Source organism: Luethyella okanaganae (assembly GCF_042660285.1).
Taxonomy (GTDB): Bacteria; Actinomycetota; Actinomycetes; order Actinomycetales; family Microbacteriaceae; genus Luethyella; species Luethyella okanaganae.
Window position 1 is genome coordinate 1,043,431 of sequence record NZ_JBHSTP010000001.1, and the last position, 15,852, is coordinate 1,059,282.

At 67.4% G+C, this 15,852-nt stretch carries 13 protein-coding genes; all 13 read left to right on the forward strand.

Going from position 1 to position 15,852, the window contains the following annotated elements; genetic code table 11:
* Window positions 1–13 precede the first annotated feature (13 nt).
* The 13 genes from ACFQB0_RS04910 to ACFQB0_RS04970 all read left to right on the forward strand — a co-directional run bounded on the left by ACFQB0_RS04910 (window position 14) and on the right by ACFQB0_RS04970 (window position 15,851).
* Window positions 14–1,279 carry an HNH endonuclease signature motif containing protein gene (locus ACFQB0_RS04910; protein ID WP_386728286.1) on the forward strand — a complete coding sequence of 422 codons (1,266 nt, stop codon included), beginning with the start codon at window positions 14–16 and terminating at the stop codon, window positions 1,277–1,279.
* Between the two features lie 79 nt (window positions 1,280–1,358).
* Window positions 1,359–1,904 (forward strand): bifunctional pyr operon transcriptional regulator/uracil phosphoribosyltransferase PyrR, encoded by a 546-nt coding sequence (gene pyrR, locus ACFQB0_RS04915; RefSeq protein ID WP_386729657.1) that lies wholly within the window; start codon window positions 1,359–1,361, stop codon window positions 1,902–1,904.
* The gene (locus ACFQB0_RS04920) at window positions 1,901–2,851 is read left to right on the forward strand and encodes an aspartate carbamoyltransferase catalytic subunit (protein ID WP_386728288.1); all 951 of its coding nucleotides are present in this window, start codon (window positions 1,901–1,903) and stop codon (window positions 2,849–2,851) included. The genes pyrR and ACFQB0_RS04920 overlap by 4 nt, the downstream gene beginning before the upstream one ends.
* Entirely contained in the window at window positions 2,852–4,198 is a 1,347-nt protein-coding gene (locus tag ACFQB0_RS04925; protein ID WP_386728291.1) for a dihydroorotase, read from the forward strand.
* Window positions 4,191–4,739 (forward strand): PH-like domain-containing protein, encoded by a 549-nt coding sequence (locus tag ACFQB0_RS04930; protein ID WP_386728292.1) that lies wholly within the window; start codon window positions 4,191–4,193, stop codon window positions 4,737–4,739. Before ACFQB0_RS04925 ends, ACFQB0_RS04930 begins: the two co-directional genes overlap by 8 nt.
* Window position 4,740: 1 nt before the next feature.
* Window positions 4,741–5,931 (forward strand): glutamine-hydrolyzing carbamoyl-phosphate synthase small subunit, encoded by a 1,191-nt coding sequence (carA, locus tag ACFQB0_RS04935; RefSeq protein ID WP_386728295.1) that lies wholly within the window; start codon window positions 4,741–4,743, stop codon window positions 5,929–5,931.
* Window positions 5,931–9,218, forward strand: a complete 3,288-nt coding sequence (carB, locus tag ACFQB0_RS04940) for a carbamoyl-phosphate synthase large subunit (RefSeq protein WP_386728298.1) — start codon at window positions 5,931–5,933, stop codon at window positions 9,216–9,218. The genes carA and carB overlap by 1 nt, the downstream gene beginning before the upstream one ends.
* Window positions 9,215–10,093, forward strand: a complete 879-nt coding sequence (gene pyrF / locus ACFQB0_RS04945; RefSeq protein WP_386728301.1) for an orotidine-5'-phosphate decarboxylase — start codon at window positions 9,215–9,217, stop codon at window positions 10,091–10,093. Before carB ends, pyrF begins: the two co-directional genes overlap by 4 nt.
* The gene (gene gmk, locus ACFQB0_RS04950; protein ID WP_386728303.1) at window positions 10,083–11,018 is read left to right on the forward strand and encodes a guanylate kinase; all 936 of its coding nucleotides are present in this window, start codon (window positions 10,083–10,085) and stop codon (window positions 11,016–11,018) included. The genes pyrF and gmk overlap by 11 nt, the downstream gene beginning before the upstream one ends.
* Before the next feature lie 74 nt (window positions 11,019–11,092).
* Window positions 11,093–11,350, forward strand: coding sequence for a DNA-directed RNA polymerase subunit omega (rpoZ, locus tag ACFQB0_RS04955; RefSeq protein ID WP_386728306.1), 258 nt, complete (start codon window positions 11,093–11,095; stop codon window positions 11,348–11,350).
* A 20-nt stretch (window positions 11,351–11,370) separates the two neighbouring features.
* The gene (gene coaBC / locus ACFQB0_RS04960; protein WP_386728309.1) at window positions 11,371–12,621 is read left to right on the forward strand and encodes a bifunctional phosphopantothenoylcysteine decarboxylase/phosphopantothenate--cysteine ligase CoaBC; all 1,251 of its coding nucleotides are present in this window, start codon (window positions 11,371–11,373) and stop codon (window positions 12,619–12,621) included.
* A gap of 45 nt (window positions 12,622–12,666) precedes the next feature.
* The gene (metK, locus tag ACFQB0_RS04965; RefSeq protein ID WP_386728311.1) at window positions 12,667–13,860 is read left to right on the forward strand and encodes a methionine adenosyltransferase; all 1,194 of its coding nucleotides are present in this window, start codon (window positions 12,667–12,669) and stop codon (window positions 13,858–13,860) included.
* 2 nt (window positions 13,861–13,862) lie between these two features.
* A complete protein-coding gene (locus ACFQB0_RS04970) occupies window positions 13,863–15,851 on the forward strand; it encodes a primosomal protein N' family DNA-binding protein (protein ID WP_386728313.1) in 1,989 nt (662 codons plus the stop codon).
* Window position 15,852: the final 1 nt, after the last annotated feature.

The following is a 15,852-nucleotide window of genomic DNA, read 5'->3' on the forward strand; positions in this document are numbered from 1 at the left end:
CTTGACTAGCTGCATGGAGGAGATCCGCCCACTCGACCCCCGATCCGCGTTGGTGCGTGCAGAGTTTGCCATCGCCCGCGCGGAGGTCGCCTCGCACGCGGCCAACCGTGTGGCCGCCGATCAGTGGGCGGCCCTGAGCGAGACGTTGCGGGAGGCGAGGGAGCACCCGCGGCTTTTCGTCGGACCGAGTGTGCGGGGGAGCGAGAGGGAGATTTCCGAGTTCGCGGAGCGGTCCGCTGCGGCCGACCTCGCGATTCGGCTGAACGTGTCCGAGCAGGCCGTGCGCAACCGTGCACACCAGGCCGACACACTCCGACACCGCACCCCGACGATCTGGGCGCGTTTCCACGAGGGCGACGTCTCGGTGGCGAATGCGGCAACAGCGGCCAGACTGGCCGGCTCGTTGCCCGGTGATGCGCCCGAGGCGTTGGCCGCCTTCGACGAGCGGCTCGCCGATGCCGCTCGAAATCTCACGCCCGGCGCCTTCCGATCGAAAGCACGCGCGGTGCGAGAACAGGTGCACAGCCTTTCGCTCTCGAACCGCCATGCGCACGCCGCGGAACAGCGGGGCGTCTGGGTCGACGCCGATCTCGATGGAATGGCCTACCTCACGGCGTATCTGCCGGCGTTTGCTGCGCGGCAGGCGATGGCTCGACTCGACCACTTCGCCGCCGTGCTGGCGGAGCGACCCGAGCTGGCGGAGCGACCCGAGCTGGCGGAGCGACCCGAGGAGAGCAGGACTCTTGCCCAGCTGAGAGCCGACGTCGCGGCCGACCTTCTGGGCGGTGTCACCGCCTCGCCTACTGGGGTCGGCGTGAGCGTGGCGGTGACCGTTCCCGTTCTGACCCTTCTGGGCCGCTCCGAGGAGCCTGCCCTGCTGGAAGGGTATGGCCCGATCGACGCGGCCACGGCCCGTCGGATCGCCGGGCACGCGCCGTCATTCACCCGGATCCTCACCCACCCGGTCAATGGAACGGTGCTCAATGTCGATCGCACGAGTTATAGGGTTCCCGCCGACCTGAAGCGCTGGTTGGGCGTCCGTGACGGTGGCTGCGTCTTTCCCGGCTGCGGGCGCAGTGCCAGGCGCTGCGATCTCGATCACACCGTCGCCTGGGCGTCGGGTGGCACGACCGCCGTCGACAACCTTGCACATCTGTGCCGACATCATCATCGGCTCAAACACGAGGGAAAATGGTCGCTCGAACGGGACACGAACGGCCGGCTCGCCTGGAAGAGTCCAACGGGACGGGTCAGGAACGCCGACCCTCCGCCGTTTTAGCGTTCGGAAGTCCGGCCGCTATGATGGTGGAGTTGACATCCTTTAAGAGCCGTCCGGTGAGGCGGGGAAGGAGGTCGGTCTGATGGCACGCACCGTGCTCACTCACGCTGACATCACCCGGGCGCTGACCCGGATATCCCACGAGATCCTCGAATCCAACCGTGGAACGAGTGGTCTCGTCATTCTCGGCATCCCCACACGAGGGGTGCATCTCGCCCGTCGCATCGCCGCTATCATCCAGCACATCGAAGCGGATGCGCCGGCGCAGCTCGCTGGCTCGCTCGACGTCACGATGTACCGCGACGATCTCTCCCGCACCCGCACGCGCACGCCGTCGCCCACGGAGCTGCCAGGCGGAGTCGACGGCAAGACCGTCGTGCTCGTCGACGATGTGCTCTACTCCGGTCGCACCATCCGGGCCGCCCTCGACGCTCTGAGCGACATCGGCAGGCCGCGCGCCGTGCGTCTCGCCGTGCTCGTCGATCGCGGCCACCGTGAGTTCCCGATTCGGGCCGACTTCGTCGGCAAGAACCTGCCCAGCTCGACGGGGGAGCGGGTCAACGTGCGCCTCGCGGAGACCGACGGTGACGACTCGGTGAGCATCGACGGGGGTGCAGTCTCGTGAGACACCTGCTCTCGACCAGGAACCTCGACCGTTCGTCCGTCATCGAGCTGCTCGACGTCGCGGAGGACATGGCCGACGTGCAGCAGCGCGAGGTCAAGAAACTGCCGACGTTGCGCGGCAAGACAGTCGTCAACCTCTTCTTCGAGGACTCCACCCGAACGCGCATCTCCTTCGAGGCTGCCGCGAAGCGGTTGAGCGCCGACGTCATCAACTTCAGCGCCAAGGGATCGAGCGTGTCGAAGGGCGAGAGCCTGAAGGACACCGCGCAGACGCTCGCCGCGATCGGCGTCGACGGCGTCGTCATCCGGCATCATGCCTCCGGCGCGCCTCAGGTGCTCGCGGACAGCGGCTGGATCGACGCGGGCATCATCAACGCCGGAGACGGCACGCACGAGCACCCGACCCAGGCCCTGCTCGATGCTTTCACGATCAGGCGACGACTGCATGGAACCGCGTCGCGCGGTCGGAATCTCGACGGCGTGTCCGTTGCCATCGTCGGCGACGTGCTGCACTCACGCGTCGCGCGGTCGAATGTGTGGCTGTTGAACACGCTCGGCGCCTCGGTCGCCCTCGTCGCACCGCCGACCCTCCTCCCGGTCGAGACGACCGGATGGCCCGCGACCGTCGGTTACGACCTCGATGCCGTAGTGGACGCAGCGCCAGACGTCATCATGATGCTCCGCATTCAGGCGGAACGCATGAATGCAGCGTTTTTCCCCAACAGCCGGGAGTATTCCCGCACCTGGGGCCTCGACGACGAACGGTTCAGCCGCCTCGCGCCGACTAGCATTGTCATGCACCCCGGCCCGATGAACAGAGGCCTGGAGATTTCTTCCGCGGCGGCCGACTCTGCGCAGTCGACCGTACTCGAGCAGGTGGCGAATGGAGTTTCGGTGAGAATGGCCGCGTTGTATCTCTTGTTGTCGGGCGATCGGGAGGTCGCATAGATGTCGGCTCAGACCTTCCTCATCCGGGGTGCGACGCTCCCAGACGGCAACCGCAGCGACCTTCTGCTGGACGGCGGACGCATCGTCGAGACCGGCACAGGGCTCGCCTCCGGCGGCGCCGTCGTCATCGATGCCGATGGGCTCATCGTGCTACCGGGTCTCGTCGACCTGCACACGCACCTGCGCGAGCCCGGCTACGAACAGAGCGAGACGGTGCTCACGGGAACGCGCGCCGCGGCCGCCGGTGGCTTCACAAGCGTGTTCGCCATGGCGAACACCTCGCCCGTCGCCGACACCGCCGGTGTCGTGGAGCAGGTGCTCTCTCTCGGAGAGCAGGCCGGTTACGCGACCGTGCGTCCGATCGGCGCGGTCACCGTCGGCCTCGCCGGGGAGCGGCTTGCTGAGCTCGGAGCCATGGCCAAATCTCGCGCCAGGGTGCGGGTGTTCTCCGATGACGGCTTCTGCGTGTCGGACCCGCTGCTCATGCGGCGCGCCCTCGAATACGTGAAGGCTTTCGACGGTGTCGTCGCCCAGCACGCGCAGGAGCCGCGACTGACCGAGAAGGCACAGATGAACGAAGGCGCGCTTTCCGGCGAGCTCGGTCTCGTCGGCTGGCCGGCGGTCGCAGAGGAGTCGATCATCGCACGCGACGTGCTGCTCGCCGAACACGTCAACTCCCGTGTGCACGTATGCCACGTGTCGACGGCCGGATCGGTCGACGTCATCCGCTGGGCGAAGGCGCGCGGCATCGCCGTGACCGCCGAAGTCACTCCGCACCACCTGCTGCTCACCGAGGAGCTCGTCTCGAGCTACGACGCGCGCTACAAGGTGAACCCGCCGCTGCGCCGCCGAGAGGACGTCGAGGCGTTGCGTGCAGCCCTCGTGGACGGCACGATCGACATCGTCGCGACCGATCATGCCCCCCATCCTGTCGAGGCCAAGGACTGCGAATGGGATGCCGCGGCCAACGGCATGGTCGGGCTCGAGTCCGCCCTCTCCGTCGTGCACGCCTCCGTCGTGCGGAACGGGCTCCTGGACTGGTCCGATGTCGCTCGCGTGCTCTCCGCAGCTCCTGCCCGCATCGGGCGGCTGAGTGGGCAGGGGGAGCAGATCGAGGCCGGTGCCGTCGCCGAGATCACCCTCTACGACCCTGCCGCGAGCCGTGAGTTCGGCACGAACGACCTCGCAGGCAAGGGTGTCAACTCGCCCTACCTATCGATGACGCTGCCCGGCCGGGTGGTCGCCACCTTTCACAATGGCTACGCGACCGTCCTCGACGGCGTGCTTCTGCCCGTGCACGACATCGCGGAGGCCGCCGCATCGCGGCGGGCGGTGACGCATGCCTGAGCGGCTCATCCCGACGTTGCTCATCGCTGCGGTACTCGCCCTGCTGTTCTTTCTCATGTGGCGCGGCTGGCGTGCACGACGACGACGCGACGCGACGCTCGCACCCTACCCGGTTCCGGAGGACGCACTGCCGGCCTCGCTGAGGGCCCAGACGCTCTACGTCGCGACGACCAGGCACGGCGAACCGCTCGAACGGCTGGCCATCGCCGGTCTGGGGTTCCGGTCGCGTGCCGAATTGGCGGTCGCGGCGGACGGTGTGACCATCGGCATCAGGGGAGAAGCTCCCGTCTTCGTGCCGCGGGCGGCGATCCGCGGCATCCGGCCGGCCACCTGGACGATCGACCGCGTTGTGGAGGGCGACGGCCTGCTTCGCCTGAGCTGGCTGCTCGGCGTCCGGGCGGACCCATCGAAGGCGTCCGGTGAGCAGACCGTCGACTCCTACTTCCGCGTCACAGACCCGGCCGACCGCGGCCGTGTCATCGACGCGATCAACGACATTTCGCCGGCTCGAGCGGGTGCCGGCACGGAAAGCGAGGCCTGAGATGACCGCTGAGAGCATTGTGGACAACCCCGGATCCACCGCGAGCGGCCCTGCCGTGCTCGTGCTCGAGGATGGATCGCGTTATGTCGGCCGCGCATACGGAGTCGTCGGCAGCACCTTCGGCGAAGCCGTCTTTGCAACGGGCATGACGGGCTATCAGGAAACCTTGACCGACCCCAGCTATGCCGGGCAGATCGTGCTCATGACGGCGCCGCACATCGGCAACACAGGCGTCAACGACGAGGACATGGAGTCGTCGCGCATCTGGGTCTCAGGCTTCGTCGTTCGGGACCCCTCCCGTGTCGTCTCCAATTTCCGTGCAGAGCGCGGTCTCGGTGACGACCTCGAAGCGGGCGGCATCGTGGGGATCAGCGGAATCGACACGCGTGCCGTCACCCGGCACATCCGCGCCGCCGGAGCCATGCGGGCCGGGATCTTCTCGGGCGGGGGCTTCGGCCTCTCAGACGGTGAGCAACTCGACCAGGTACGTTCGGGCGTGGAGATGTCCGGCCGAAACCTCTCTGCCGAGGTGTCGACGAGCGAGTCGTTCACTCTCGAGGCGCGCGGCGAACGCGTCGGCTCCGTCGCCGTACTCGACCTGGGCGTGAAGACCTCGACGCTCGGCTTCCTCGCCGAGCGCGGTTTCGAGGTCGTCGTACTGCCTCAGACGGTGACGGCCGCCGAGGTGCTGGCGTTGCAGCCGAGCGCGTTGTTCTTCTCGAACGGACCCGGTGACCCCGGGGCGTCCGACCGTCACGTGGAACTGCTGCGCGAGGTCCTGCGTGCCGGTGTGCCCTACTTCGGCATCTGCTTCGGCAACCAGTTGCTCGGCCGCGCGCTCGGCTTCGGCACGTACAAGCTACCCTTCGGCCATCGCGGGATCAACCAGCCGGTTCTCGACAAGGCCACGGGCCGTGTCGAGATCACGAGTCAGAACCACGGATTCGCCGTCGACCTGCCCATCGAAGGCGTGAGCGATTCGAGCGAGGGCTTCGGGCGTGTCGAGGTGAGCCACTACAGCCTCAACGACAATGTCGTCGAGGGGCTCAACTGCCTCGACATCCCCGCGTTCAGCGTGCAGTATCACCCCGAGTCGGCCGCCGGCCCGCACGATGCCAACTACCTCTTCGACCGTTTCCGCGACCTCGTCATCGCCCAGAACCCGGTCGTCACGAACGGAGACGACACGTAATGCCACGCAGGGAAGACATCCAGAGTGTCCTCGTCATCGGCTCCGGCCCGATCGTCATCGGGCAGGCCTGCGAGTTCGACTACTCGGGCACCCAGGCGTGCCGGGTGCTGCGTGAGGAGGGCGTGCGCGTCATCCTGGTCAACTCGAACCCGGCTACGATCATGACCGATCCCGACTTCGCCGACGCGACCTATGTAGAGCCGATCACCTGGCAGATCATCGAGACCATCATCGCCAAGGAGAGGCCCGACGCGATCCTGCCGACACTCGGCGGCCAGACGGCGCTCAACGCGGCGATCGAACTGCACGAGAACGGCGTGCTCGAGAAGTACGGCGTCGAGCTCATCGGCGCAACGTTCGAGGCCATCCAGAAGGGCGAGGACCGCCAGATCTTCAAAGACCTCGTCATCGAGGCCGGTGCGGATGTCGCTCGTTCGCACATCGCGACGACGGTGGACGAGGCCGTGGTCTTCGCCGAGGACCTTGGATATCCGCTCGTGGTGCGGCCGTCGTTCACGATGGGCGGCCTCGGCTCCGGTTTCGCCCATACCGAGGAGGAGCTGCGCCGGATCGTCGGAGACGGGCTGCACCAGAGCCCGAGCTCCGAGGTTTTGCTCGAGGAGTCCATCCTCGGCTGGAAGGAGTACGAGCTCGAGCTCATGCGCGACACGGCCGACAACACGGTCGTCGTCTGTTCGATCGAGAACGTCGACCCGGTGGGCGTGCACACGGGGGATTCCATCACGGTCGCGCCGGCGCTCACCCTCACCGATCGCGAGTACCAGAAACTGCGCGACATCGGCATCGACATCATCCGCGCCGTCGGCGTCGACACGGGTGGCTGCAACATCCAGTTCGCCATCGACCCTGAAGACGGCCGCATCATCGTCATCGAGATGAACCCGCGCGTCTCGCGGTCCTCGGCGCTGGCTTCGAAGGCCACCGGGTTCCCGATCGCGAAGATCGCCGCGAAGCTCGCGATCGGCTATCGTCTCGACGAGATCCCCAACGACATCACGCGGGTCACCCCGGCGAGCTTCGAGCCGACCCTCGACTACGTCGTCGTCAAGGTTCCGCGATTCGCCTTCGAGAAGTTCCCAGCAGCCGACCCCACCCTCACCACGACCATGAAGTCGGTAGGGGAGGCCATGGCGATCGGCCGCAACTACTCCTCGGCATTGCAGAAGGCTCTGCGGTCGCTCGAGAAGAAGGGCTCGTCGTTCCACTGGCGCGAGGAATCTCGCTCGCTCGAGGAACTGCTCGAGATCGCGAGGACGCCAACGGACGGTAGGATCGTGACCGTGCAGCAGGCTCTGCGCAAGGGCGCGACGATCCAGCAGCTCTTCGAGGCGACCGGGATCGATCCGTGGTTCATCGATCAGATCGTGCTCATCAACGAGGTCGCCGGCGCTGTGGCCTCGGCCGAGACGCTCGACACCGAGGTGTTGCGTCACGCCAAGGACCACGGCTTCTCGGACGTTCAGATCGGCCAGCTGCGCGGCTTCGGCGAAGCCGACGTGCGGAAGGTCCGGCACATCCTGGGCGTCCGTCCCGTCTTCAAGACCGTCGACACCTGTGCAGGCGAGTTCCCGGCGCTCACGCCGTATCACTACTCGAGCTACGACCTCGAGACGGAGGTCGTGCCGAGCGACCGCAAGAAGGTCGTCATCCTCGGTTCCGGCCCGAACCGCATCGGGCAGGGCGTCGAGTTCGACTACTCCTGCGTGCACGCCTCGTTCGCGCTCTCGGCGGCTGGATACGAGACGATCATGGTCAACTGCAACCCCGAGACGGTCTCGACCGACTACGACACCTCCGACCGCCTCTACTTCGAGCCGCTCACGCTGGAAGACGTGCTCGAGGTCATCCACGCGGAGAGTCAGAGCGGCGAGCTCGTCGGAGTCGTCGTGCAGCTCGGCGGCCAGACCGCGCTCGGGCTGGCGAAGGGTCTCGAGGCCGAGGGCATCCCGATCCTCGGCACCTCCCCGGCTGCGATCGACCTCGCCGAGGAGCGTGGGCTCTTCTCGGGGATTCTCGCGGATGCCGGACTGCTCGCCCCTCGCAACGGCACGGCGATCGACTTCGTCGGCGCCGTCTCCGTCGCCGAGGAGATCGGCTATCCCGTGCTGGTCCGCCCGAGCTACGTGCTCGGCGGACGCGGCATGGAGATCGTCTACGACAGCCCGTCCCTCGCCGACTACTTCGAGCGCATCTCCGGACAGGGGATCGTCGGCCCGTCGCATCCCTTGCTCGTCGACCGTTTCCTCGACGACGCGATCGAGATCGACGTCGACGCCCTCTACGATGGCACCGAGCTCTACATCGGTGGCGTCATGGAGCACATCGAGGAGGCGGGCATCCACTCCGGCGACTCGAGTTGCACCCTGCCGCCCGTCACCCTCGGACGCGGTCAGATCGACCAGGTGCGCGATGCGACGCTTGCGATCGCGCAGGGGATTGGCGTTCGCGGTCTGCTCAACGTGCAGTTCGCGATCGGCGCCGGAGTGCTCTACGTGCTCGAGGCCAACCCTCGCGCGTCGCGTACGGTCCCGTTCGTCTCCAAGGCGCTCGGCATCCCGCTCGCGAAGGCCGCATCCCTCGTCATGGTCGGAAAGTCGATCGCCGAGCTCAAGGCCGACGCTCTGCTGCCTGAGGTCGACGGCTCGCGCGTGCCGCTCGACTCGCCCGTCGCCGTCAAAGAGGCTGTCCTGCCGTTCAAGCGCTTCCGCACCAGGGACGGGAACATGGTGGATTCGGTGCTCGGCCCGGAGATGCGCTCCACCGGCGAGGTCATGGGCATCGACAAGGACTTCCCGCGTGCGTTCGCCAAGAGTCAGCTCGCGGCCTACGGCGGCATGCCGCTCGAGGGAACCGTCTTCGTGTCGGTCTCTGACCGTGACAAGCGCGCGATCATCCTCCCGGTGCTGCGCTTGCGCGAGCTCGGCTACGATATCGTCGCGACGGCCGGCACCGCGGAGGTGCTGCGCCGCAATGGAATCGACGCGCGACTCGTGCAGAAGTTCAGCGAGAAGGTCGACGTGACTGATTCCTCGATCGTGGAGCTTATCCACCGTTCGGAGGTCCAGGTCGTCATCAATACGCCGAACGGGCGCTCGGCGCGTGCGGACGGGTATGAGATCCGTGCCGCGGCCGTCGCCGCGGACATCCCTTTGTTCACGACCATCGCAGAACTCAGCGCCGCCGTCGGCTCGCTCGACGCCGTACGCACGGGCTTCGAGGTGACCTCGCTTCAGGAGTATGCGATCCAGCGGGCCGGACGCGCATGACCGCGAACCCGCCGCTGAACTATGGAGAGCGCCTCGGTGCGGCGTTCGACCGTTTCGGGCATCTCTGCGTCGGCATCGATCCGCACCCATGGCTTCTCGATCGCTGGGGTCTGGCCGACACCGCCGACGGTGCCCGCGAGTTCGGTCTGCGGGTGGTCGAGGCGGTCTGGAACCGCGCGGGAATCGTCAAGCCTCAGGTGGCCTTCTTCGAACGGTACGGCTCCGCGGGCTATCTCGGCCTCGAGCGAGTGCTCGCCGAGGCACGGTCCGCCGGCTTGTTCGTGATCGCCGACGCGAAACGTGGCGATGTCGGCTCGACCGTCGAGGCGTACGCGCAGGCATGGCTGACCCGGGGATCGCCACTCGAGTCCGACGCCATGACGATCAGCGCCTTCCAAGGGGTCGGCTCGCTCGCAGCGCCCTTCGCCCTGGCGATGGCGGCCGACAAAGGCCTGTTCGTGCTCGCAGCGACCTCCAACCCCGAGGCGGCCGCCCTCCAGCGTGCCCGTGTCGGCGAGGGCAGTTCGGCCGGGTCCACGGTGGCGGGCGCGATCATGGCGGAGATCAGGGAATGGAACGCGGTCCGGCCGGATGAGCGTTTCGGTTCGGCTGGCGTCGTCCTGGGTGCGACGCTGGATCTGGCGTCGTTCGGAGTCGACACCGAGGAGGAGGAGCGCGGAGCGATCCTGCCTGTGCTCGCGCCGGGGTTCGGCCACCAAGGCGCCTCGGTCAGCGAGACGCGCCGTATCTACGGGACGTTGAGCCCCGGCGTGATCGTCTCGGAGTCGCGCGGTCTGCTCGGAGCGGGGCCGGAAGGAATCGAGGACGCCGTAGCCCGGCGTGCAGAGGAAGTGGAGGCACAACGTGGTCGATGACGCCACATCCGACGGCCGGCCGGCATACCTGCACCCGCCTGAGGTCGACCGGGTAGCGGCCTCGAGAGCCGCTGTCGCCGCCCGCCGCGCCCGTGCCGCCGTCAAAGCGGCGATGAACGCCGGGGAGCGCAGCCCGCTCGATGTCTTGCGGGCCGCGTCCGAGGAGCCCGCGAGTGCGGAGGGCAAGCTTCGCGCCACCGAGTTCCTCACGAGCGTGCCTGCCATCGGCGTCACGAAGATGAACCGCATCATGGCCGATCTGGGAATCTCTCCCGCGAAGCGGCTCGGCGGGCTCGGGCGCCATCAGCGGCATCGTCTGCGTGAGTATCTCGCCGATAGGATCGCCTCTCGCGGCGGTCGGCAGAGCAGGCTGGTCGTGCTCGCCGGACCCACGGCGGTCGGCAAGGGAACCGTCGCCGCTCACATCCGCACGCACCATCCCGACGTCGCCCTCTCAGTGTCGGCGACGACGCGCGCACCGCGACCCGGAGAGGTCGATGGCGTGAGCTATTACTTCGTCGACGACGACGAGTTCGATCGGATGATCGCGGCCGGTGAACTGCTCGAGTGGGCGACCGTGCACAACGCCTACCGCTATGGCACCCCGCGCAAGCCGGTCGAGGATGCGCTCGAGGCAGGTGAGAGCGTTCTGCTCGAGATCGACATTCAGGGAGCGCGCTCTGTCAGGCGGGCGATGCCCGAGGCGAAACTCGTGTTCCTGTTGCCGCCGAGCTGGGAAGAACTCGTTCGCAGGCTCGTAGGCCGTGGTACGGAGGAGGTCTCAGAACAGCAGCGCAGGCTGGAGACGGCGAAGGTCGAGTTGGCCGCGGTCGATGAGTTCGACCACCGGGTGGTGAACCGTGACGTGGGCGAGGCGGCCCAAGAGGTCGTAGACTTGATGCAGACTCGCAAGACGCGGCGCTGACGGGGTGTCGACTCCTGGACGACGCATCGGATGCGAACACACTGAGATGCGAACACACTGAGGAGTGTTATTACATGGCTGACAAGCTCACCGGCATCATCGACCCACCCATCGACGAGCTGCTCTCGAAAGTGGACTCCAAGTACGCACTGGTGATCTTCGCCTCCAAGCGTGCCCGTCAGATCAACGACTACTACGCCGATCTGCACGAGGGAAGCCTGTTCGACAACGTCGGACCGCTCGTCGATTCGACGATCGACGACAAGCCGCTCTCCGTCGCGTTGCATGAGATCAACGAGGACAAGCTGACGGTTCGCCCGAACGCGGAATAGTCGGCGAAAGCCCGCAGCATATGTCGTCGCCTCTCACGATCGTCGTCGGAGTCAGCGGCGGCATCGCCGCCTACAAGGCTGTCAACGTCGTGCGCGCCTTCGTTCTCGCCGGGCATTCTGTGCACGTCGTGGCGACGGATGCGGCGCTTCGTTTCGTGGGCCGCCCGACCCTCGAGGCGATTTCGCGCAACCCGGTGCACAGCGAGCTCTACGAAGGCGTCGCTGAAGTGCGGCACGTGGCTATCGGCCGATCAGCCGACCTCATCGTCGTCGCGCCGGCGACCGCGAACACGATGGCCAAACTCGCCGCCGGACTGGCTGACGACCTGCTCGGCAACACGATCCTCGCGAGCGCGGCCCCGCTCGTCATCGCCCCCGCCATGCACACCGAGATGTGGCAGAACCCGGCGACGATCGCCAACGTGGCGACGCTGCGTTCTCGCGGCGTCACGATCGTCGGGCCGGCGGTCGGTCAGCTCACAGGAGAGGACTCCGGTCCAGGGCGCATGGAGGAGCCGGACATGATCGTCGCCACGGCACTCGCTGTCGTCGGAGGCGTGGGTACTAGCCGAGGACCGACCAGGATCACGCAGGACCTCGCCGGCCGACGCGTCGTGGTGAGTGCCGGCGGTACGCGTGAGCCGCTCGATCCCGTGCGGTTCCTCGGCAACCGCTCGAGTGGCCGTCAGGGCGTCGCCGTCGCCGAGGCGGCGAGAGCGCGGGGCGCGAGTGTGGTGCTTGTCGCCGCTCATCTCGAGGTTCCGGTACCTGCTGGCATCGAGGTCGTCCAGGTGTCGACGGCCCTCGAGCTGCAGGTGGCCGTGACCGCGGCCATGAGCGGCGCCGACGTCGTGATCATGGCGGCGGCCGTCGCCGACTACCGTCCAGCCGAGGTACGCAACGAGAAGATCAAGAAGGAAGAGCAGGGAGACACTCTGAGCCTCGAGCTCGTGCGCAACCCGGACATCCTCGCCGGGCTCGCGGAGGCTCGCGCGCCCGGTCTGGTCCTGGTCGGTTTCGCGGCCGAGACGGAACGTGACGACGCCAGGCTGCTCGATCTCGGACGCGCAAAAGCGTTGCGCAAGGGAACCGACCTTCTCGTCCTCAACAGGGTCGGCTGGAACGAGGGTTTCGCCACCGAGAGCAATGAAGTGATCGTGCTCGATGCGACCGGGGATAAGGTGGTTGAGGCCTCCGGCAGCAAATCGTCGGTGGCGAACGGCATCCTCGACATCGTCGCATCCCTGCTGGTGCGCGACTCCCGGACCTAGAACCTCAGCACCAGCAGACTTCCACCGCAAACAGAGACAGGCCAGATGAGCGAGCTTCGCCTTTTCACCTCGGAATCGGTCACAGAAGGTCATCCGGACAAGATCTGCGATCAGATCTCGGACAGCATCCTCGACGCGCTCCTCGCCAAGGATCCGTACAGCCGTGTCGCCGTGGAGACCCTGGTGACCACGGGACTCGTGCATGTCGCAGGCGAGGTCACGACCGATGCTTACGTCGAGATTCCCTCGATCGTGCGCAACCGCGTCACCTCGATCGGCTACGACTCCTCAGACGTCTGGTTCGACGGCCGCTCGTGCGGCGTCTCCATCTCGATCGGCGGCCAGTCGCCGGACATCGCACAGGGCGTCGACAACGCCTACGAGCGTCGTGAGCTGGCGAGCGTCGACGACTACGACCGCCAGGGCGCCGGAGACCAGGGCATCATGTTCGGCTACGCCACGACCGAGACGTCGCAGCTCATGCCGCTTCCGATCTGGCTGGCCCACAGACTGGCCGAGCGTCTCGCCGAGGTGCGAAAGTCCGGCGAGGTCGACTATCTGCGACCGGATGGCAAGACCCAGGTCACGATCGGATATGACGGCATCGTCCCGCGGTCGATCGACACGGTCGTGCTCTCCACACAGCATTCGCCGAAGGTCAGCCAGCAACAGTTGCGCAGCGAGATCGACGAACTCGTCATTCGCCCGTTGCTCGGCGCCGTCGAGCTCACGACCGACGACCTCAAGGTCCTCATCAACCCGACCGGCAGGTTCGAGGTTGGCGGGCCGCAGGGGGATGCTGGGCTCACCGGTCGCAAGATCATCATCGATACTTACGGTGGGTCGAGCCGTCACGGTGGGGGGGCATTCAGCGGCAAGGACCCCTCGAAGGTCGATCGTTCCGCGGCTTACGCCATGCGCTGGGTCGCGAAGAACGCGGTGGCGGCCGGTCTCGCCGACCGCCTCGAGGTGCAGGTCGCCTACGCGATCGGCAAGGCGGCCCCCGTCGGCCTCTATGTGGAGTCATTCGGCACCGGCAGACTCTCGGATGCGCGGATCACCGCGGCGATCCGCGAGGTCTTCGATCTGCGACCGGCGGCGATCATCCAGGAACTCGATCTGCTCCGACCGATCTATGCCCAGACGGCGACCTACGGGCATTTCGGTCGGGAACTTCCCGACTTCACCTGGGAGCGCCTCGACCGCGTCGACGATCTGAGAAGCGCAGCCGGGCTCTGACGATGGCGCGCACCGGCCTCGTGGCTCGGGTGCTGATCGACACGCCGCTGCCGCAACTCGACCACCTCTTCGACTATCGGGTTCCGTCGGAGCTCGCCGACGAGGCTTCGCCGGGTGTGCGGGTCAAGGTGCCGTTCCGCTCAGCCGGCCGGATCGCCGACGGCTACATCGTCGAACTCGCCGACGACGCGGGCTTCGAGGGCGCCTTGAGCGACATCGAGGCCATCGTGTCGACCGTGCCGGTGCTGCGACCGGAGGTGTGGGCGCTCGCGCGCCGGGTAGCCGATCGCGGCGCAGGCAGCGCGATCGACGTGGTGCGTCTCGCCGTCCCGCCACGACAGGTACGGGTGGAGAGGGCATGGGTCGCGGCGCAGGATGCCGCGGTATCCGCGGATGGTAGCGCCCGCGTCGTGTCAGCCCGGTCTTCGACCGAGATCACAGGATATTCGGACGCCCTTCTCGTGGAGGCGGTCGCTGCGGGGGAGAGGCTCGCCGTGAAGGCCATGCCGAATCTCGTCCGGGGTGCGGACGGCACTTGGATCGGGCAATGGGCGCTCACGCTCGCACAACTGGGATCCGCCGCAGTCGCCCAGGGTCGCAGCGCGATCCTCGCCGTTCCCGACTTTCGCGACCAGGAGCAACTGCAGGCCGCACTCGCCGCTGTGGTCCCCGTCACGCTCGTGACCCGATTCGATGCGCGTCAGTCGAACCCGGATCGCTATCGCTCCTTCCTCGCTTGTCTCGAAGCGAGGCCGCGTATCGTCATCGGCAATCGATCCGCTCTCTATGCCCCGGCGCATGATGTGGGTCTCATCGCACTCTGGGACGACGGCGACCCCCTGTACGCCGAACCGCTCAGTCCGTACGCCCACGCGCGGGACGTCGCGCTCGTGCGCCAGGAGCAGAGCGGGAGCGGTCTCGTGCTCCTGAGCCATTCGCGCAGCGCGGAGACGCAGCGACTCGTGGAGATCGGCTGGCTGCAGGAGGCCGCCCCCGATCGCATGCTTCGTCCGAAGATCGTCGCAACCGCACAGCAGGCTGCGAACGAACCGCTCGCGCAGGCGGCGCGCATCCCATCGACGGCGTGGCGCGAGGCGCGCGCCGCCCTCGAGCACGGCCCGGTCCTCGTGCAGGTGGCTCATCCCGGGTATGCGCCGGTTGTCGCGTGCGCGCAATGCCGCGACGCGGCCCGATGCGCTCGGTGCCAGGGTCCGCTCGGTCTGGCCTCTGCGCATTCGGCGCCGTCGTGTCGTTGGTGCGGAGCCATTGTGGGCGATTGGTCCTGTGGAAACTGTGGCGGACGCGGTCTGCGCACCGTCACGATCGGAGCGGGGCGCACGGCCGAAGACCTCGGTCGTGCCTTCCCAGGGGAGCGTATCGTCGTAGCGGACGGCGAACGGCCGCTTCTCACGGTCGGTGACGGTCCGGCTCTCGTGATCGCCACTCGCGGTGCTGAACCCATCGCTGATGGCGGCTATCGCGCGGTGCTGCTCCTCGACGGCGAACGGATGCTCGCGCGCGAGTCGTTGCGTGTCGGTGAGGACTGTCTGCGGTGGTGGTCGAACGCGGCAGCCCTTGCCGCTCAGGGTGCTCCCGTGCTCCTCGTCGGGGTCGGGGGGGCGCTCGCGACCGCCCTCGGCACCTGGCGGCAGGAGGCCTGGGCGGCCAACGAACTCGCGGACCGGCGATCGCTACGGTTTCCGCCGGCCGTGCGTACGGCGTCCGTCGCCGGCACGGCCGAGGTCGTCGGTGACGCTCTCGGCGAGCTTGGCGAACCGGGCGGTGTCGATGTTCTCGGTCCCGTGCCAGCCGGCGACGGGCTCGTGCGGGCGATAGTGCGTTTCGACTACGGTGCTGGCGCCGAGGTGGCCGGCCGATTGCGCGCGGCGATCGTCCGCGTCGCGAGCAGGCGTCGCAAGTCCCCGCGCGGCGACGGGTATCGTCCCGCGCCTACACTCAAAGTACGATTCGACGATCCGGAGATCCTTTAGA